The organism is Streptomyces sp. NPDC041796 (assembly GCF_055590785.1).
The window spans coordinates 504,746-522,924 of record NZ_JBVJAH010000001.1 but is presented as its reverse complement, the minus strand read 5'-3'; the positions used below and the strand labels follow the sequence as shown (position 1 = coordinate 522,924).

The following is an 18,179-nucleotide window of genomic DNA, read 5'->3' as shown; positions in this document are numbered from 1 at the left end:
CCCCGTTGCTTCCACGCGTGATCTTGAAATGCTCACGGCAGCATAGGCGCCCGGCGGGGACACCCGATGACGCGGGAGTCGATCTCTACGGTCCCCCCACACAGGCCGGCGCGCTCATCCGATGGTGACGACCCGCGCCCAGGACGGCGGGGTGTCCGGGACGTAGTGGGGGTCGTTCTCGTCGACACCGCCGGCCGGGCGGGGGAAGAGACCGACGACGGTACGGCAGGGCGGTGGGGCGGAGGGCCACGGGGTCTGACCGTCCGTCAGGGCGACGATCACGTCCGGGCGGGGGCGGGAGCGCAGCGCCCGGGTGAAACCCGAACGCAGATCCGTTCCCCCGCCCCCGAGCAGCTCGATGTTCTCGGCGCGGCAGAGCGGGACGGCGACCCCGGCCGCCGCGTCGCAGGAGATCACCGAGACCAGGTCCCGCCTCCCGCCCACCGCCCGCGAGATCGCCGCGACCTCCAGCAGCGCGCTGCCCAGCTCGGCGTCGCTCACCGACCCCGAGGTGTCGATCACCACGCAGACCCGGGGCGGATTGCGGCGCAGGCTCGGCAGCAGCACTCCCGGCACGCTCGCCGAGCGCCGGGACGGACGCCGGTAGCTGTGGTCCTCCCCCTCCCCCGGCGCACCGGCCGCCGAGCGGACCGCCGCCCCCAGCAACTGCCGCCACGGCTGCGGCGGGTGGAACGCCTCGTCCGCCCAGCGACGCCACCCGTCCGGCGCGTCACCCGGCCGGCCCTTGATCCCCTCCGCCACCCGGAAACGGACCGCGTCCCGCTGCTGCCGGCTCAGCCCGTGCGCCCCGTCGGGCCCCAGTTCCCACGGCCGCTCCTGTCCGTCGGCGCCGCTGCCGCAGTCCAGCCAGGCCAGCTCCGCGGCGAGCCCCGACATCGACGCCCTGCGCAGGTACTCCTCCATCAGCAGCCCCTCGGGCAGCCGCAGCAGCGACGGCAGCACCACCCCCTTGGGCCGGGGCAGACCGTCACCGTAGATGTCGTCGTTGATCTCGAAGTCGGCGGCGATGTTCCGCCGCAGCCTCTGACCCGGCCCGTACTCCTCGTGCTCCCGCGCATACCGCTCGCCCCGCCCGTGGTGGTCCCGCAGCAGGTGGGAGACCTCGTGCACCCAGACGCCGGCCAGCTCCTCCACCGGCATGCGCGCCACGAAGCCGGGCGAGACGTAACAGCGCCAGTACGCGTCCACGGCCATCGTCGGCACCGACCGGTCCTCCACGACGTGCAGCGCGAAGAGGGCGTCGGCCAGGTAGGGGCGGACCTTCACCGCGTGCAACCGGGCGGCCAGCAGCTTCTCCATGTCCAGCCGGAGTACGGGACGGACGGACGCCTCGCCGGGGTGGGCGGGTCCGCTGTCGGGGCGGGCGGGGTGGGCGGGTCCGCTGTCGGGGCGGGCGGGGTGGGCGGGTCCGCTGTCGGGGCGGCCGGGGTGGGCGCCATGGGTGGTGCCGGTGCCGCCCTGGGGCTCCGGCAGGGTGACCCGCACCGGGCGCGGCGGCGCGGGCGGGGCCATCGGACGGGGCAGGGGGCGCGGTGGCGCGAGCCTGGGCGTCGGGCCCGGCGGCGGCTGCGGCTGGGGCTGCTGCGGCGGCGGCTGGGACGTCGTACCCGGCGGCGGGCTCGGCTCCGGGCGTGGTGGCGCGGGTTGACGTACGGCTCCCGTCATCGGCCCGCTCCCGTCGTCCGCCCGGCGCCGGCCGCCGCGGTGACCCGTCCCACCGACCGGTCCGCCCGCCGGGCGAGGCCGACGATTCCGGTCAGCCGCTCCACCGCCTCCGGCACTTCCCAGTCGTCGCGCCGCAGCCCGGCCAGTGCCGTCGCCGGGGCGACCAGCAGGTCGGGGGCGCCGGTCTCCAGCGCCCGGATGAGCACCGCCCAGCCCGCCTCCCACCGCTCGCGCTCCGGCCGCGCGCCGACGGCGGCGACCACCGCCTCCAGAGCCGCCTGCCGCAGGTCGCCCCGCTCCGGCAGCTCGGCGGCGGCCGGGTCGGCCAGCAGCGACTCCGGGTCGGGCAGGTCCATCCGGTCCAGGTGGGCGAGGAGTTCCAGGCCCGGCCCGTCACCCACCGCGCCCCGCACCAGCAGGGCCAGCACGTCCCGGGAGACGGAGGCCGCCGTGCCGAAGGCCAGCAGGGTCAGCGCGGCCTCCCAGCTCCGGGGCGAGGGCCAGGCACCGCCGCGCCGCGTCTCACTGCTCGGCAGCCGGTGGATCAGCGTCGGCCGGGCCTTCAGGAAGCCGCAGACCGCGCGCCGGGCGAGGGCGACCGCGTCCGGGAGCCGTTCCGGGTCCAGCCGGGGCAGCTCCGCCCGGGGCCATACGCCGCCCAGCCCTCGCACCACCACCTCCCGGTCGTGCACCCAGTACAGGTGCACGAACCGGTTGGCCAGCGGCGGGCTCAGCTCCCACCCGTCCGCCGCCGACGCGCGCGGGTTGGCGGCGGCCACGATCCGTACCCCGGGGGGCAGTTGCAGCGCACCGACCTTGCGCTCCAGGACGACTCGGAGGAGTGCGGCCTGGACGGCCGGGGTGGCGGTGGACAGCTCGTCGAGGAACAGCAGGCCCCGCCCGGCCCGAACCAGCTCCACGGCCCACTGTGGCGGAGCCATCGGTACGCCCTGCGTGGCTGGGTCGTCGCCCACGATGGGCAGCCCGGAGAAGTCGGACGGCTCGTGAACGCTGGCGATCACGGTCGTCAGCGGCAGGTCGAGGGAAGTCGCGAGCTGGGTGAGGGCCGCGGTCTTGCCGATGCCCGGCTCACCCCAGAGCAGTACGGGCAGGTCGGCGGCGACGGCGAGGGTGAGCGCTTCGAGCTGCTCGTCGGGGCGCGGTTCGGTGGTGGTCGTGCGCAGGAGGGTGAGCAGGCCCTCGGCGAGGGCGAGTTGGGTCTGGGAAGTCATGAGCATCACCTGGGTGTGTGGGATGACGGAACGGAACGGGACGGCGCGGGACGCGGCAGCCGGTGGGTGTGGGCGTGGCCCCTCCGGGCTCGCCTCCTCGAGGTCGGCGGGGTGCCCGACCCGTCAGGGGAGCCGAGCGTCGCCGCCAACCTCTGCGGGGGCGACCCTGCACGGCCCCGCCCCGGCCGTCGCGCGTCTGCGGACGCGGTCAGGTGCTCAGGCCGCTGCGGGGCCGGGACCGGTTGCCGCGCTTGCGGCGGATGACGAGAGGGGTACGGCGGTCGAGCCGCGGACGGTGACCACCGGCGCCCGGGTGCACGTCGAGCAGCCCGGAGCGGAACAGCCCGTGGTCGACTCGGCGGGTCGCGGCCGTCTCCAGTACGTCCCGGAGCGGCCCGTCGCGCAGGACGGCGCCGGGACCGAGCAGTCCCTCGACGACGTCCAGCGCGCCGGTGACGTCGCCATGGCGGAGCCGTTCCCGGACCGCGGGCAGGGCTTCGGGGCTGCGGTGGACCGCATCGATGGCCCGCAGGCAGGGCAGCGGCGGCCCGCCGAGCGCCACCAGCAGGTCCTCCCGCCGTAGCTGGTCCGGGTCGTGGTCGACCGCCGTCAGTACGCCGTCGCGCAGGGCGATCCGGTGGATCTCGCCCCGGCACTCCACCCGGTGCGGATCATTGGGTTCGGGCACGAGGGCGGCCACGGGTGGCGGACCGGACGACTCCAGCGCCGCGGCGACGAGCGGATGCAGCCGCCCGGCGGTGAGGAGCCCCTCACGGAGCAGCGCCAGGTCCGGGAGGACCCGGGCCGCCGCCTCCGGCAGCACCGGGAGCGCGGCGACGTCCTGCGGTGGCAGTGCCTCGGGCAGCGGCCGGAACACCGGGGCGTGGCTGTCGTCGGGGGCGACGAGCTCCAGCGGGGCGAGGTTCCGTGCGCCGAGCCGCACGGCGAAGGCCCCACGAGGGCGGCCCTCGGCCCGTAGCAGCAGCTCGGCCTCGGCGGCCCAACGCGTCACGGCCCAGGGTCCGTCGCGGTCACCGCCGCACCGCTGGGCCAGCTCGTCGCTCCGCCCGGCGTCCCAGAGGTGCCGGTGCAGGTCGAGCCGGAAACGCCGGTCGGGATGCGGGTGGGGGTGCTGCCCGGGGGCGTCACCGCCGGACCCGTCCCACAGGGCCAGGGACATCCGCTGTCCGGCGTCCGCCCGGGCGGGCGGCGTCCGCACGACGAGGTGAACCGTGCTGCCGGGGCGACCCGGATACCGGGCCAGCGTCAGGGTGAGGCCGGGGCGGAGCCGCCCGTCGGGGGCGATCCGGGGCATGTGCCAGCGGAGCAGATCCGGCGCCAGTCGGCGCAGGTCCGCGCGGAGGCGGGTGACGAGATCGGTGCCGTGGCGGTCGCGCACGGCGCGCAGATCGAGATCGACGTCGATCCGGGCGGCGGCGCAGGCCCCCGCCCAGTCACCGACCGCACGTCGTGCGGTCGCGGTCTCGATCATGGACGGTGGCACGGCGTACTCGCGCACGCGCTGCCACATCAACAGGTGGGGCGGAATCCCGTTCGCGGAGTGGTGTGCCATCAGCACTCACCCGAGGCGAACGATTCCCCCAATCCGTACGAGGAGTTGTTCATCATCGCGGAGATCCTAACCACGCCGGTGGTGATCTGTCAGTGCTGTTTTGCGGCGAGCGGCAACCACCTCGTTCGGGCTCATGCGTCGCGATGGTTGAAAGTTGAACGGAATAGGGCTACAGTCGGAGTCGTTGAAGGTTCAACCAAAGCGATCAAAAGGAGCACGTCATCATGGGTCTCTTCAGCCGCACCAGCACCGCCACCGCGACCGTCACCGCCCCCGTGGACCCGGCCCTGGCCGCCCTGACCGGGACGTACACCATCGACCCGTCCCACAGCGGCATCGGCTTCACCGCCCGTCACGCCATGGTCACCAACGTGCGGGGCGCCTTCACCGAGTACGAGGGCACCCTGGACCTCGACGGCAGCGACCCGGCGGCCTCCGGCGCCTCCATCGACGTCAAGATCGCCTCCATCGACACCGGCAGCGCCGACCGCGACGGCCACCTGCGCAGCGCCGACTTCTTCGACGCCGAGCGGTTCCCGCTGATGACCTTCCGCTCCACGAGCGCGGAGGCACTGGGCGGCACGGACTACCGGATCACCGGCGACCTGACCATCAAGGACGTCACCAAGCCGATCACCATCGACCTGGAGTTCAACGGCGCCGCCACGGACCCCTTCGGCAACGAGCGCGTCGGCTTCGAGGGCAAGGCCGAGCTGCTCCGCTCCGAGTGGGGCCTGACCTGGAACGCCGCGCTGGAGACCGGCGGCGTCCTGGTCAGCGACAAGATCAAGCTGACGTTCGAGATTTCCGCGATCAAGAACGCTGAGTAAGGGGCTTACGGGCCTCGATGAGCGTCCGGCACGAGTGAGCGACAAAGGGACCTTCGGCCTCGATGAGGCCATGCAGGTCCCTCAGTCGTTCCCGGTGCTCCTCCACCGTGAAGCCCGGCACGGTCCAGATCACCTTCCGCAGGAAGTAGACGACCGCGCCGACGTCGAAGAACTCCATCCGGAGCCGCTCCATGCGTACGTCGACGATCTCCAGGCCGGCCGCCCGCGCCTCCGCCGCCTCCTCTTCCGGGTGGCGCTTGCGGCGTAGATCGCCGGACAGCGGCCCGAGAAAGAACTCGATCAGTTCGAAGACGGTCTCCGGCCCCACGTGCTGCGCGAAGTACGTCCCACCCGGCCGGAGCACCCGGGCGATCTCGGGCCACCACACCGTCGCCGGATGACGACTGGTGACCAGGTCGAACGCCCCGTCCGCGAACGGCAGCGGCGGCTCGTCCGGATCCGCGACCACGACGACCCCGCGCGGGTGCAGCAGCTCGGTGGCACGCGCGATGTTCGGCGGCCAGGACTCGGTGGCCACCATGGCGGGCGGGTACGCCTCCACTCCCGCCAGGACCTCCCCACCGCCCGTCTGGATGTCCAGCCCGGCGGACGCGGCGGCCAGGCGCTCACCCATCAACCGCTGGTACCCCCACGAGGGCCGCTCCTCGGTGGCCCGGCCCTCCAGCCAGGAGAAGTCCCAGCCGGAGACGTCGACCGCGTCGGCCTCGGCGACAAGTTCCTCGAACGTTCGTGACATATCGTCACTCTACGAACCCTGCACAGAAGGACGCGGTTCCCGCAGCCGGGTGCGGCTGTCGATGGTGGACGTACGGTTCCTCGCCGAGCTGGAGGATGGCCCGCATCTGTGCCGCGGCCGACGCCTTGGCGTCGAAGGCAATCCAAACAGGAGGGGCCGGAAATGACGAGACGCGGAGTCGAAGCAACCTACCGGACCGAGCATTTCGAAAATCCGCGGATCATCGACACCCCGGACGATGTCGACGATCTGTTCGACATCCTTCTGGAAAGCGGAGTCGGCGAGTCGGCGGTGCAACTGTTCTCATTGAATCGGCCAAATTTGCCCTCCGGGTGGCCCGACCATGAGCTCATCGCGGGCGTACGCAAGGACAGGCAGGCCGGAGTCCTGTCCTCGATGGACGCCAACTGCGATCCCGTGGGTCACGTCGTGTCCGTCGGCCACCGCGAACGCGGCCGAGGTCCTGTGCACTACTCTGTGGCCAGATCGGTATACGACTTTCCGCTCTTTGCAGAGATCCCCATCGATAAGGTGCGACAAGCCGTCAAGGAATTCGTGGCATCCGGCGGGAAGCGCCCTGCATGTGTGGAGTGGGACGATCCCGGCGTCTGGGACTCGACATCCGCTGGATCTCACACCTAGGCAGCAAGGAAAGCCACAAAGGAAGCGGGGCAGGTTCTGCCCCGCTTTTTCTTATGGCGGGTTACGAGGGGGCGACGCCCTTCAGGCCGGCTCAGATGCTGGGTTCGCAGCGCTGAGCCGGTGAGGGCCGGCACGGCACTCAGGTCGGCCGCGCGGCCGGTCATGGTGCGCCCGGCCGGCCGGCGGCGGTGGCGCGCCATCGGAGGCACCGTCAGGTACCCATCGGGGCAGCGCAGTTGTGCGAGGCCATACCGACTATGGGATCTTCCCACCTTTCACATACGATCCACATTCACCATCGCTCATGCCCTTGGGGGGGTACACAGTCATGTCCGGTAAGAGGCGCGCCGCTGTCGGCCGCAGACGGTTCATACGCCTGGCGGGCGGCACCGCCGCCGGTGCGGCGGTCGTGGGGGGCGGGACCTTCACCGCGGTGGCCACGGGGGTCTTCGACAAGCCCACGCCCGACCCGTTCGGGAACATGCCTCGCTCGCTCGCTCTCAGCGTGCCTGGTCAGGTGGGCGGAGTTTATGATATAGACATGCCGCCATTGCCCGACCCGCTAGACGAGGGCACTGCTTCGATACCGAGCTCGCCGCGGCGCATTCCGTATGCGGACGGCAGTCCGGACCCCCGTGCGGTCGAGAAGGACATACCGACCGTGCTGCCGTTCGAGTTCAAGCGGAACGGCTACAAGATCATCAAGGACCTCCCCGAGTCCCTGCGGCCGTGGCGCAACCGGCCCACGGCGTGGGCGAACGTGACGCCTCCCCTGTCGTCGGTGTACCACCTGAACACGCAGGGTGTGTACATGTACTGGAAGCCCGCCCCCGGCAGCACCAAGCCGGGCGGGGTCGGCTACGACCACCCGGTGGGCCAGATCCAGTTCGGTCTCGGCTGCATCACCAGCTACCGCACCGAGACGGACCCCACCCGCAAGGCCCTGTTCCTCAAGCGGGCCAAGGACCAGGCGAACCGCCTGATCACCAAGCGGGTGCAGACCCGGGGCGCCTGGTACTTCCCCTACCCGTGGGACTACAAGCACGCCGAGCACGGCGGCGTCGACTACAAGGCACCGTGGTACTCGGGAATGGCGCAGGGCGAGGCGATCAGCCTGTTCGCCCAGCTCGCGATGCTGGACGGCATCACCGAGCAGGAACGTACCCTCTACACCACCGCCGCCAACGGCGCCTTCTCCTCGCTGCTGCGGGCCGACAACGCCTACCCGTGGGTCGTGAACAAGGACCGTTCGGACTACCTGTGGATCCAGGAGTACCCGTTCAAGACGCCGGGCACCGGCGACTACACGTACAACGGCATGATCTTCGCCATGTTCGGCCTGTGGGACTACTACCAGCTCACGGGCAATGAACTGGCCGCGCAGCTCTACGACGGCGCCTGCACCACCATGGCCCGCTACTTCCCGCTGCTGCGCAACGAGCGCAAGTTCTCGTACTACTGCCAGACCCACCGCATCCCGGCGCCCACGTACCACCACCACCACATCACGCTGTGGATGCAGCTGCACTGGCAGACCAACAGCTCCGTCTTCGCCCACCAGCTGGACATGCTCATCGACGACGCCCCGGCGTCGGGCGTGAAGGCGGCATCGGTCGTCGCCATCGCCCCGGGCACGTACACGCTCTACCGGGTGGACACGAAGGTCGTCACGCTCGCGAACGGGACCAAGGAAGACACCGGCGAGTACTACGAGAACTCCAAGACCGGCGCCGGGAGCGACAAGATCCTGGGCACCAAGAAGGTCACCTTCACCAAGGCCACCCAGGCACCGGTGGACAAGCGGCGCCGCATCCAGGGCGCCGGAATCTGGTACCGGATCAGCGCCGGGGCCTACAAGGGCATGTGGATCGGCGAGGCGTGGCCGAACGTGTTCCTGCGCGGCGAGCACCAGCCGTTCACCTACCGCGTGCAGCGCACGCTGACGATTCCGGCGGGCCGTGAGGTCCTGGCGTACAACTTCGGGACCAACAACGCCACGGGCACCACGAAGACGCTGAAGTCCGAGGCGGCGCAGCTGTTCCAGTTCGACCGCCGCGCGGTCGTCAACGGCCGGGCGATGTGCCGCATCTCGGCCGGCGAGCTCGCGGGCTACTGGCTCCCCGCGAACCAGGTCCTCACCGACGGCCGCTGAACCACCGCCCCGGGGCCGGCCTCATGGCCGGCCCCGGGGCCCCCGGCCCCACCGCCCGCAGCCACCGTTCCAGCGGGTGCTCGAGCCAGTGGTACGCGCACGCCGACAGGGCGAGGCTCGTCACGAGCACCAGCGCCCAGGCCGTCGCCGTGTCGTCGGCGCGGCCCACGAGGACGCGGATGACGATCTCGTGCACGAGGTACCAGGCGTACGACCAGTGCCCCAGCCGTACCGCCCACGTACCGCCGAGGCCGGTCGCCCGGCCGTCGAGGTCGGCCCGTGCGGCAGCCGCCACCAGCAGGGCGAACAGGGGCGTGGCGAGCAGTTGCGAGGCCTGGTACGGGCCGTACCAGAGCGCGTCCGGTACGGCGGCCGACCACGGCACCAGGGCAAGGTGCCAGCCGAGCACCAGGGCGACCGCCGGCCACAGCCCGATCGGCGGCCGCCATCCCCGCGCCACCGCCAGGCCCGTCACCGCCCCGAGCAGGAACTGGAGCGTCCGCGTCAGCGGGAAGTAGTCCAGCGCCCACGCCCGCGTACCGCCGTCCGCGATCAATGAGCCGCCCAGCCACAGCAGCACCACACCCGCGCAGGCCGCGACCGCGATCCAGCGCCGGCCGCGCGCCGAGCGCACGGCCGGGAGCGCCATCAGCAGCGGGAAGATCAGGTAGAACCAGGCCTCGTCGCTGAGCGACCAGGCCGCCGGGTTGCCGCCCCGGAGGATCACCGGGTCGGGTGTCCAGGCGTTCACGAGGAACAGCGAGGCGGCGACGGCCTTCGCGGACACGTCCTTGCCGAGGGCGAGCCAGGCCGCCACCGACAGCACCGTCGTGGCGGCCAGGAGCGGCCAGATGCGGGCGAAGCGCCGCCAGAGGAACACCTTGGCCGGGATGTGTTTCCCGTCGTACGTCCACGCCAGCACGAAGCCCGACAGGACGAAGAAGAACGTCACCCCGCTGCGGCCGTACCGGACGACCTCGCTCACCCCGGCGATCTCCCCCGCCTGCCGGGACAGGTGGTACAGCACCACGAGCAGGGCCGCCCAGAAGCGGAGCCCGGTGAGGGAGGGGAGGCGGTCCCTGCTGCTCAGGTGGTCGCGGGGAGTGGTGGGGCGCATCCGGCGATTATGCGGGGCGTCCGCGTTCCCGGACGGGGCTCCGGGGCAGGTGACGGACATCTCCTCCGCTCCCGCACGGCGGGTGCCGTAGCATCCGGCCATGACGAGCACCGTCTTGACTCCGTGGTGGCGAAACCGGCGCCCGCGGCCCGGAGGGTCCGACGATCCCGGCTCCCTGTCGGCGACCCGGATCCTCGACTGGCGTCACGCCGGGATCCAGCGCCTGCTGACGGACGCGTACGCCGCCGCCGAGGGCGCCGGGGACCGCGCGCTCGTGCTCTCCGCCCACCGTCTCATCAGCGAGCGGGTGCGGCCCGTGTACGCGATGAACGACGCCCAGCCGGCCTCGCGCACCCTGGCCCGTGGCCGTGGTTCGTGCAGTCAGCGGCTGGCGGTCCTGGAGGCCGTGGCCCGCGCGGGTGGGGTCGCCACCCGTGTACGCGGTCTGCTGGTCGACGGCGCGTTCTGGTACCCGCGCTTCCCGCGCCTGCGCCGCCTGGTGCCGGAGGCGGTCGTCCTGGCGTGGCCCGAGTTCCGCATCGACGGGGAGTGGGTGAACGTCTCGGAGCTGTACGCCCCGCTCGACGTCCTCGGCGCCCGTGATCCGGGGGGCTTCACCAACACCGGCTCCCAGACACTGTTCGAGGCCCTGTCCTCCACCGCCGTGGACTGGGACGGCTCGGTGTGCGGCACGGACGGCTGCGCGTCCTACGACCTGTCCGCCATGGTCCGCCGCGACCTCGGCCGGTACTCGTCCCGTGACGAGCTGTTCGCGACGCACGGCCAGACGCTGTGCCCGCCCGCCCGGATGGTCGGCGGCGTGCTCCTCAGTCGGGTGACGCCGGCGTGATGTGAGTGAGCGAGCACCGCCAGCGGCCGCCCCGCCGCAGGAACACGTCCGTCGTCCACTCGTCGGCGTCGAACCGCTCGCCCCGGTAGTGGGCCGTGTTGGTGATCCGCCCGGTGAAGAGCGCCGTGTCGCCGTGGATCCGCACACGCGGTTCGCCGACCAGCTCCATCGCCGAGTGGGTCAGGTCCCCGGACGCGACGAGGGTCAGGAAGTGCTCGCGCGTGGAGACACCCGTGCCGGACACGATGACCCAGTCGTCCGCCATGTACGCGCCGATGCGCTCGGCGTCGTTCGCGACGATCGCGGCCGCCCACTCGGCGACGACGTCGGCCAGTTCGTCGCCCGGATCGGCGGGCACCTCAGAACCCGCCGCCGAAGTCGCCTCCGCCGAACCCGCCTCCGCCGAAGTCGCCGCCCCCGAAGTCTCCGCCGCCGCCGAAGTCCGAGGCGTTGAAGTCGCCGCCCGAGTAGTCGCCGCCCTCGTAACCGGCGCCGCCGTACTCGGACGCGTACGCCGGGGTGGCGAGCATCGAGCCGAGCATGGTGCCCATCAGCAGGCCGGGCAGGAGACCGCCGCCGTAGTACCCGCCGGCCCACGGGCCGTACGCCGGTCCCGCCTCCCAGTAGGGGCGCCGGCCGTACTCGGTCTCCACCGTCCGGGCCATCGGGTCCTGGCCTTCCGCCAGCCGTGCGGCGTCCGCCGCGCAGACCGGCACCTCGCGCGCCGCGCCGCCGGCCGGGGCCCATTCCACCTCGGTGGCGGCCGGGCCGTGGCGCGGGTCGAAGAAGCAAGGTGCCCGCCGCTCGGGAAGCGGGCGGCCCTCGCGGCGGGCGGACAGGACGGCCAGGGCGTACCGGCCGTCCTCGATGGCCTCGGTCACGCCCCGCACGTCGTGGGGGTGCCGGGCCTGGCCCATCAGGGACTTGGCCTTGTCGTACGAGTCGAGAGCGCGCTCGTAGTCGGCGCGCATCGCGTCGTCGGCGCCCTTCTCCGCGGGGTGGAAGTCGAGCCGGTCGAGTTCCTCTCCGTACGCGGTGATGTCCTCGTCGACGACGACCCGCAGCTTGTCCAGGGCCGCCTGCTCCTGCTGCTCCCGGCGCTGCCGCCGCCTGCGTGAGACGGTGAGGACGGTCGCGCCGCCCGCCGCGGCCACCGCGCCGAGCATGACCAGTCCGGCGACCGGGGCGCCGTCACCGGGCACTCCGGACCAGGTGCCGGGCGCGTCGCCGCGCACCTGGGGCAGGGCCTGGTCGACGAAGTTGTCGAGCTCGGTGGTGGCGTCCACTCCGGGCTGGTGCACGGACCGGACGATGTTCTGCACGGCCTGGTTGGACATCACGGCACGGTCGGCGCCCGCGGCGAAGTCGTCGCCGAGGCGGACGCCGTACAGGCCGGTGATGCCGGTCTGCGTGCGGAGGTTCTGGAGGAGGCCGTCCTTCGGGAACTCCGCGGTGGCGGGCAGCACCGCCACGAAGACCGGCTTGTCGGCTTCCTTGATCGTGTCCGCGAGCGCGTCGGCCTCCGCCTTCGGCAGTTGGTCGGCGGCTGCGGGGTGGACGTACACCGGGCCCTGTTTCAGCGCCTCGGCCGCGTCCTGGAGCCCCGTGGCCTTGGCCCCCGCGCCGGGGGCCAGGGCCAGGAGCAGCAACAGCGTCAGCCCCGCCAAGGCCGACAGAAAGGTGAACGGCCTGGTCCTCATATCATCGACGCTACCCCAAAAGGGGGTAAAGCAGACATAACAGTGCGGCAGAGTGGAACCGGGCCGAGTGGGAGGATGATCGGATGGACATTCGTCGAAGGAACAGTGTTTCGGTCATCGGCCGCGAAGACGGTCCCGTCCTCGTGCTCGCGCACGGGTTCGGCTGCGACCAGAACCTGTGGCGCCTGGTGGCGCCCGTGCTCGCGGAGGACTTCCGCGTGGTGCTCTTCGACTACGTGGGGTCGGGACAGTCGGATCTGACGGCATGGAGTGCCGAGCGCTATGCGTCCCTCGACGGATACGCCGAGGACGTTCTCGACATCTGCCGCGAGCTCGACCTGCGCGACGTCGTGTTCGTCGGTCACTCCGTGAGCGCCATGGTCGGGGTGGTGGCCGCGGCCAGGGAACCCGAGCGGTTCGGCAAGCTCGTGCTGCTGACGCCGTCCCCCTGCTACATCGACGACGACGGCTACCGGGGCGGATTCAGCAAGGAGGACATCGACGAACTGCTGGAGTCCCTGGACGCGAACTACCTCGGCTGGTCGGGGGCGATGGCTCCGGTGATCATGGGCAACCCCGACCGTCCGGAGCTGGGCGAGGAGCTCACCAACGCCTTCTGCCGTACCGATCCCGCCATCGCCCGTGTCTTCGCCCGCACCACCTTCCTGAGCGACAGCAGGGACGACCTGGCCGGGGTGGCGGTGCCGACGCTGGTCGTGGAGTGCGCCGAGGACATGATCGCGCCGCGCGAGGTCGGCGCGTACGTCCATGCCGCCATCCCCGGCAGCCGCCTGGTCACCCTGGACGCCACGGGACACTGCCCGCAGCTCAGCGCCCCGGAGGCGACCGTGGAGGCGATCGTCGCCTTCCTCGGGGGCGGGGAACGATGAGCCGGGAGGAACCGGACCCGCCCCCCGGCGCCCTCGACGAACTCGACGAACTCGAGGAGCAGGCCTCGGCGGTCGCCCCGCTGCTGGAGGACTCCGTCGAGGACCTCTACGAGAACGCGCCGTGCGGCTACCTGTCCACCTTGATGAACGGCACCCTCGCCAAGGTCAACGGCACTCTCCTGTCCTGGCTCGGGCACCGCAGGGAGGAGCTGATCGGCCGCAAGCGCTTCGCCGACCTGCTCACGGTCGGCGGCAGGCTCTACCACGAGACCCACTTCGCACCGCTGCTGCGGATGCAGGGCGAGGTGCACGGGATCGCCATGGAGCTGAAGGCGGCGGACGGCGCCAGGCTGCCCGTGCTGGTCACCTCCGCCGTCAAGACCGACGCCGCCGGAGAGCCGCTGCTGATCCGCACCACCGTGATCGACGCCCGCGACCGCCGCGCCTACGAACAGGAACTCCTCCGCGCCCGCCGCGCCGCCGAGGAGGCCCACCGGGAGGCGGAGCGCAGCCGTGAGCACCTGCACCAGGTGGTCGCCGTCCTCCAGCGCAGCCTGCTGCCCCCGTCACTCCCGCCCGTGCCCGGCCTGGAGACCGCCGCCCACTACCACACGGCCTCCCCCGACCACCTCGGCGGCGACTTCTACGACCTGTTCTCCCTGGGCGGCGGGCGCTGGGCCTTCTTCCTCGGCGATGTGTGCGGCAAGGGACCCGAGGCGGCCGCCGCCACCTCGCTGGCCCGCTACACCCTGCGTGCCGCGGCCATGAACGACCCCGACCCCGAGGCCGTGCTGCGCACCCTCAACGCGGTCCTGTACGAGCGGTACACGGGGGACGACCCCCGCTACTGCACCGTCGTCTTCGGGCTCCTCGAAGCGTCGGGTCCGGACGGGGCCGGGTTCGACATCACCCTCGCCGGCGGCGGTCACCCGCCTGCCCTGCTGCTGCGTGACGACGGCACCGCCCACTACGTCCACACCCCCGGCGGGGTCCTCGTCGGGATCCTGCCCACGCCGCTCATCGCGGTCGCCCGGGCCCGGCTGGAGCCCGGGGACACCCTGGTGCTGTACACCGACGGCCTGACCGAGGCCCGCACACCGTCCGGACGCTACGGTGACGACGAACTCCTCGCCCACGTCTCCGGCTTGGCGCCCTCGGGCGCGGAACCCACCGTCAAGGCGCTCACCGATCTGCTGGAGAGCTTCGGCAACGGCCTGGACGACGACACCGCCATACTCGCCCTGGGCGTCCCCGCCCGCGTACACGAGAACCCGACACCTCCACCATGCTGAACACCACGACACGCCACACCGCCGAAGGCCCCGTCCTGGACGTCGACGGAGACCTGGACTTCCACACGGTCCCCGAGTTCCGGAGGACCCTGGAAGGCCTGACCCTGCTGCCCGGGCAGCGGCTCGTGCTGAACCTGGCCGGTCTCCGGTTCTGCGACTCCAGCGGCATCACCGCCTTCCTCGTCGCCCGCAACCTCGCCACGACGGCCCGTGCGGACGTCGCCCTGGCCGCGGTGCCGGAGAGCACCTTCCGTGTGCTGCGCATCGTCGGACTCGACCAGGTCTTCGCCATCGAGCCGGCGGAGGCGGGCGAGGCGGGCGAGCCGGCCGAGGCGGCCGAGGCGGACAGCACCTGAGCCGCCCCGGCGCGGCCTACTCCGCCGGATCGACGCCCGCCCGCAGCAGGCCGTAGGTGTAGGCGTCCTCCAGCGCCTGCCAGGAGGCGGCGATGACGTTCTCGCCGACACCGACCGTGGCCCACTCGCCCTCGCCGTCGGTGGTGGTGATCAGGACGCGGGTCGTGGACTGGGTGCCGTGCTTGCCCTCCAGGATGCGGACCTTGTAGTCCACCAGCTCCAGCTTGGCGAGCTGGGGGTAGATCCGTTCCAGACCGGCCCGCATGGCGAGGTCGAGGGCGTTGACCGGACCGTTGCCCTCGGCGGTGGCGACGATCCGCTCACCCTTGGCCCACAGCTTCACGGTGGCCTCGTTGGCGTGGGTGCCGTCCGGGCGGTCCTCGACGATCGCGCGCCACGACTCGGTGCGGAAGTAGCGGCGGGCGCGGCCCTCCACCTCGGCGCGCAGGAGCAGTTCGAAGGAGGCGTCGGCGGCCTCGTACGTGTAGCCCTTGAGCTCCCGCTCCTTGACGCGCTCGACGACCCGGGAGATCAGGGCGCGGTCGCCACCGAGGTCGACGCCGAGCTCCTTGCCCTTGAGCTCGATGGAGGCGCGGCCGGCCATGTCGGAGACGAGCATCCGCATGGTGTTGCCGACGCGCTCGGGGTCGATGTGCTGGTACAGGTCGGGGTCGACCTTGATGGCGGAGGCGTGCAGGCCCGCCTTGTGGGCGAACGCGGAGACACCCACGTACGGCTGGTGGGTGGAGGGCGTCAGGTTGACCACCTCGGCGATGGCGTGCGAGATGCGCGTCATCTCCTGGAGGGCGCCCTCGGGGAGGACCTTCTTGCCGTACTTCAGTTCCAGGGCGGCCACGACCGGGAAGAGGTTGGCGTTGCCGACGCGCTCGCCGTAGCCGTTGGCGGTGCACTGGACGTGGGTGGCGCCCGCGTCGACGGCGGCGAGGGTATTGGCGACGGCGCAACCGGTGTCGTCCTGGGCGTGGATGCCGAGGCGGGCGCCGGTGTCGGCGAGGACGGTGGAGACCACGGCCTGGATCTGCGCCGGGAGCATCCCGCCGTTGGTGTCGCAGAGGATGACGACGTCGGCACCGGCCTCGGAGGCGGCGCGGACGACGGCCTTGGCGTACTCCGGGTTGGCCCGGTAGCCGTCGAAGAAGTGCTCGCAGTCCACGAAGACGCGCCGGCCCTGCTCGCGCAGGTGGGTGACGGTGTCGCGGACCATGGCGATGTTCTCGTCGAGCGTGGTGCGCAGGGCCAGCTCGACGTGGCGGTCGTGCGACTTGGCGACCAGCGTGATGACCGGGGCGCCGGAGTCGAGGAGCGCCTTGACCTGCGGGTCCTCGGCCGCGGTGGCTCCGGCCCTTCGGGTGGCGCCGAAGGCGACGAGCTGCGCGTGCTTGAAGCGGATCTCCTGCTTGGCGCGGGCGAAGAACTCGGTGTCGCGCGGGTTGGCGCCGGGCCAGCCGCCTTCGATGAATCCGACGCCGAAGTCGTCCAGGTGCCGGGCGATGGTGAGCTTGTCGGCGACGGTGAGGTTGATGCCCTCACGCTGGGCGCCGTCGCGCAGCGTCGTGTCGAAGACGTGGAAGCTGTCGTCGGCGGCGGGGAAGCCGCTCGCCCCGGCGGCGGTAGGAAGACGGTCGGTCTCCGTGGTCATGACTGTGTTGGCTCCTGTCGGATGTGGCTCCGGACTCCCTGGATCCACCTGCCCCCATTCTCGCGCGCCGCCGTCGCCGGCCGTGGTGGGGCCGGAAAACGAAAAGACCCCTCGCGGGTGCGAGAGGTCTGCGCGCGGGTCTGAGACACGGTGTCCACTGCCGCGGGGATTCTGCCGCGATTCAGTGGTCACTGCGGACCGGCGCGCTGCTGCCCATAATCATGGTGGAAGCAAGCACGTCGGCAGTCTGCCACAGACCGGAGCCCCGGTGGACCCGGGTCTCACATTGCGGGCGCCTCGGGCACGAGCGTGTCCGCGAGGAAGTCGTGGACGTGGCCGAGCACGGTCTCGCGTCCCGTGCCCGGTATGCCGACCGCCACGTGGACGCTGAAGCCGTCGAGCAGGGCGCGCAGGCGGGCCGCGAAGCGGTCGGGGTCCACGGGGCGCAGTTCGCCGCGCGAGATTCCCTCGGCGAGGAGGGCCACCAGGTCGCGGTGCCACGCGCCCTCGATGGCGGCCTGCCGGGCGCGGGCGTCGGCGTCGGCGTTCTGCGAGCGGTTCCAGACCTCCAGCCAGAGCGTCCAGTGCGGGTCGCGCGGGCCGTCGGGGACGTAGAGGTCCACGTAGGCGCCGAGCCGCTCCCGCACGGGTGCCGGGCGGGACAGCAGCGCGCTGCGCTGGGCGCCGAGCCGCCCCTCGCTCCACTCCAGAGTCTGGAGCAGCAGCTCGTCCTTGGTGCGGAAGTAGTAGAGCAGGTGTCCGCTGCTCATCCCGACCTCACGGCCGAGCCCGGCCATGGTCAGTCCGTCGAGTCCGCGCTCGGCGATGGTCGCCATGGCGGCGGCGAGGACCCCTTCTCGGGGCGGCGCGCTGTTGCGTCGCCGTGCGGCCGGGGTCATACGGCGGCCTCCGCCCGGACGGCGTCCGCGTCGAGGTGGGTCTCGTACGGTCCGTAGCAGTCGCCGAAGACGGTGGCGACCTCGGCCCCACAGGCGCAGACGCGGTTGACGCCCTTGTCCCCGGAGGGTCCGCAGCAGCCGCCGAGGCGGTCGAGGCCGGGGTGGAAGTCCAGGGGCAGGACGTCGTCGGGATGCAGGACGAAGGAGTTCCTCGGCCCGGCGGCGACGAGGAGCGCCCCCTCCTCGCTCATCCACGGTCCGCCCGGGTAGGCACCGGTGTAGGCGTCCTCGTCCTCGCAGGGCACGAAGGGCGCCCCGCTCGGTTCCGGGTCGACGGCGTACGTCCCGCGCGGCAGGGTGGCGGGCGCGTGCCGTTGGCCGTCGTCGCCCGGCATTCCGTCGTACCCGGGCCGCTCCGGGACCTCGGGGAGGAGGCGGACGGGCTCGGTCAGCCGTCGGCCGCACGCCACGCAAAGCAGTACGTTCACCCGTATGTTCTACCTGATCCGTCCGGCGCGCGGTCGGCGGTCGTCCGCCCGCGAC

Annotated in this window: 17 protein-coding genes; 7 read left to right on the top strand and 10 right to left on the bottom strand. The window is 72.1% G+C overall.

All coding sequences use genetic code 11. The annotated features are described in order from the left end of the window. Positions 1 to 114: 114 nt before the first annotated feature. The 3 genes from ACZ6C1_RS02350 to ACZ6C1_RS02340 form a co-directional block, all read right to left on the bottom strand. Entirely contained in the window at positions 115 to 1,320 is a 1,206-nt protein-coding gene (locus ACZ6C1_RS02350; RefSeq protein ID WP_469237164.1) for a vWA domain-containing protein, read from the bottom strand. Positions 1,321 to 1,682: 362 nt separating this feature from the next. Continuing rightward, entirely contained in the window at positions 1,683 to 2,918 is a 1,236-nt protein-coding gene (locus tag ACZ6C1_RS02345; protein WP_469236877.1) for an AAA family ATPase, read from the bottom strand. Between the two features lie 208 nt (positions 2,919 to 3,126). Next, on the bottom strand, positions 3,127 to 4,491 hold the full coding sequence (locus tag ACZ6C1_RS02340) for a serine/threonine-protein kinase (protein WP_469236875.1): 1,365 nt from the start codon (positions 4,489 to 4,491) through the stop codon (positions 3,127 to 3,129). Positions 4,492 to 4,715: 224 nt separating this feature from the next. Here ACZ6C1_RS02340 and ACZ6C1_RS02335 point away from each other — a divergent pair, with 224 nt between their 5' ends. Beyond that, the gene (locus ACZ6C1_RS02335) at positions 4,716 to 5,321 is read left to right on the top strand and encodes a YceI family protein (RefSeq protein WP_469236873.1); all 606 of its coding nucleotides are present in this window, start codon (positions 4,716 to 4,718) and stop codon (positions 5,319 to 5,321) included. Here the strand turns inward: ACZ6C1_RS02335 and ACZ6C1_RS02330 are convergent. Beyond that, positions 5,305 to 6,078 carry a class I SAM-dependent methyltransferase gene (locus ACZ6C1_RS02330; protein WP_469236872.1) on the bottom strand — a complete coding sequence of 258 codons (774 nt, stop codon included), beginning with the start codon at positions 6,076 to 6,078 and terminating at the stop codon, positions 5,305 to 5,307. The genes ACZ6C1_RS02335 and ACZ6C1_RS02330 overlap by 17 nt on opposite strands. 162 nt (positions 6,079 to 6,240) lie before the next feature. Between ACZ6C1_RS02330 and ACZ6C1_RS02325 the strand changes: the two genes are divergently transcribed. Both ACZ6C1_RS02325 and ACZ6C1_RS02320 read left to right on the top strand, forming a co-directional pair. Beyond that, complete coding sequence (locus ACZ6C1_RS02325; protein ID WP_469236871.1) at positions 6,241 to 6,720, top strand: Imm1 family immunity protein; 480 nt, start codon at positions 6,241 to 6,243, stop codon at positions 6,718 to 6,720. A 661-nt stretch (positions 6,721 to 7,381) separates the two neighbouring features. Then, positions 7,382 to 8,872, top strand: coding sequence for a D-glucuronyl C5-epimerase family protein (locus tag ACZ6C1_RS02320; RefSeq protein WP_469236868.1), 1,491 nt, complete (start codon positions 7,382 to 7,384; stop codon positions 8,870 to 8,872). Here the strand turns inward: ACZ6C1_RS02320 and ACZ6C1_RS02315 are convergent. Continuing rightward, entirely contained in the window at positions 8,856 to 10,091 is a 1,236-nt protein-coding gene (locus tag ACZ6C1_RS02315) for an acyltransferase family protein (protein ID WP_469236867.1), read from the bottom strand. The genes ACZ6C1_RS02320 and ACZ6C1_RS02315 overlap by 17 nt on opposite strands. On the opposite strand from ACZ6C1_RS02315, the gene ACZ6C1_RS02310 reads away from it, so the two are divergent. Next, positions 10,090 to 10,839, top strand: coding sequence for a transglutaminase domain-containing protein (locus ACZ6C1_RS02310; protein WP_469236866.1), 750 nt, complete (start codon positions 10,090 to 10,092; stop codon positions 10,837 to 10,839). The two genes, ACZ6C1_RS02315 and ACZ6C1_RS02310, sit on opposite strands and share 2 nt — an antisense overlap. Here the strand turns inward: ACZ6C1_RS02310 and ACZ6C1_RS02305 are convergent. Together ACZ6C1_RS02305 and ACZ6C1_RS02300 are read right to left on the bottom strand one after the other, a co-directional pair. Next, on the bottom strand, positions 10,817 to 11,197 hold the full coding sequence (locus tag ACZ6C1_RS02305; RefSeq protein ID WP_469236864.1) for a nuclear transport factor 2 family protein: 381 nt from the start codon (positions 11,195 to 11,197) through the stop codon (positions 10,817 to 10,819). The genes ACZ6C1_RS02310 and ACZ6C1_RS02305 overlap by 23 nt on opposite strands. 1 nt (position 11,198) lies before the next feature. Further along, on the bottom strand, positions 11,199 to 12,539 hold the full coding sequence (locus ACZ6C1_RS02300) for a hypothetical protein (protein ID WP_469236862.1): 1,341 nt from the start codon (positions 12,537 to 12,539) through the stop codon (positions 11,199 to 11,201). 83 nt (positions 12,540 to 12,622) lie between these two features. On the opposite strand from ACZ6C1_RS02300, the gene ACZ6C1_RS02295 reads away from it, so the two are divergent. The 3 genes from ACZ6C1_RS02295 to ACZ6C1_RS02285 are packed head-to-tail and all read left to right on the top strand — an operon-like array spanning position 12,623 to position 15,077. After that, positions 12,623 to 13,429, top strand: a complete 807-nt coding sequence (locus ACZ6C1_RS02295) for an alpha/beta fold hydrolase (RefSeq protein WP_469236860.1) — start codon at positions 12,623 to 12,625, stop codon at positions 13,427 to 13,429. Continuing rightward, entirely contained in the window at positions 13,426 to 14,721 is a 1,296-nt protein-coding gene (locus tag ACZ6C1_RS02290) for a PP2C family protein-serine/threonine phosphatase (protein ID WP_469236859.1), read from the top strand. The genes ACZ6C1_RS02295 and ACZ6C1_RS02290 overlap by 4 nt, the downstream gene beginning before the upstream one ends. Then, positions 14,715 to 15,077, top strand: a complete 363-nt coding sequence (locus tag ACZ6C1_RS02285; protein ID WP_469236858.1) for an STAS domain-containing protein — start codon at positions 14,715 to 14,717, stop codon at positions 15,075 to 15,077. Before ACZ6C1_RS02290 ends, ACZ6C1_RS02285 begins: the two co-directional genes overlap by 7 nt. A gap of 16 nt (positions 15,078 to 15,093) precedes the next feature. Here the strand turns inward: ACZ6C1_RS02285 and cimA are convergent, their stop codons facing one another. From cimA to ACZ6C1_RS02270, 3 genes are all read right to left on the bottom strand, one after another. Beyond that, the gene (gene cimA, locus ACZ6C1_RS02280; RefSeq protein WP_469236856.1) at positions 15,094 to 16,737 is read right to left on the bottom strand and encodes a citramalate synthase; all 1,644 of its coding nucleotides are present in this window, start codon (positions 16,735 to 16,737) and stop codon (positions 15,094 to 15,096) included. 281 nt (positions 16,738 to 17,018) lie between these two features. Further along, positions 17,019 to 17,636 (bottom strand): TetR/AcrR family transcriptional regulator, encoded by a 618-nt coding sequence (locus ACZ6C1_RS02275; RefSeq protein WP_469236855.1) that lies wholly within the window; start codon positions 17,634 to 17,636, stop codon positions 17,019 to 17,021. Next, the gene (locus ACZ6C1_RS02270) at positions 17,633 to 18,124 is read right to left on the bottom strand and encodes a hypothetical protein (RefSeq protein ID WP_469236853.1); all 492 of its coding nucleotides are present in this window, start codon (positions 18,122 to 18,124) and stop codon (positions 17,633 to 17,635) included. Before ACZ6C1_RS02270 ends, ACZ6C1_RS02275 begins: the two co-directional genes overlap by 4 nt. Between the last annotated feature and the right edge of the window lie 55 nt (positions 18,125 to 18,179).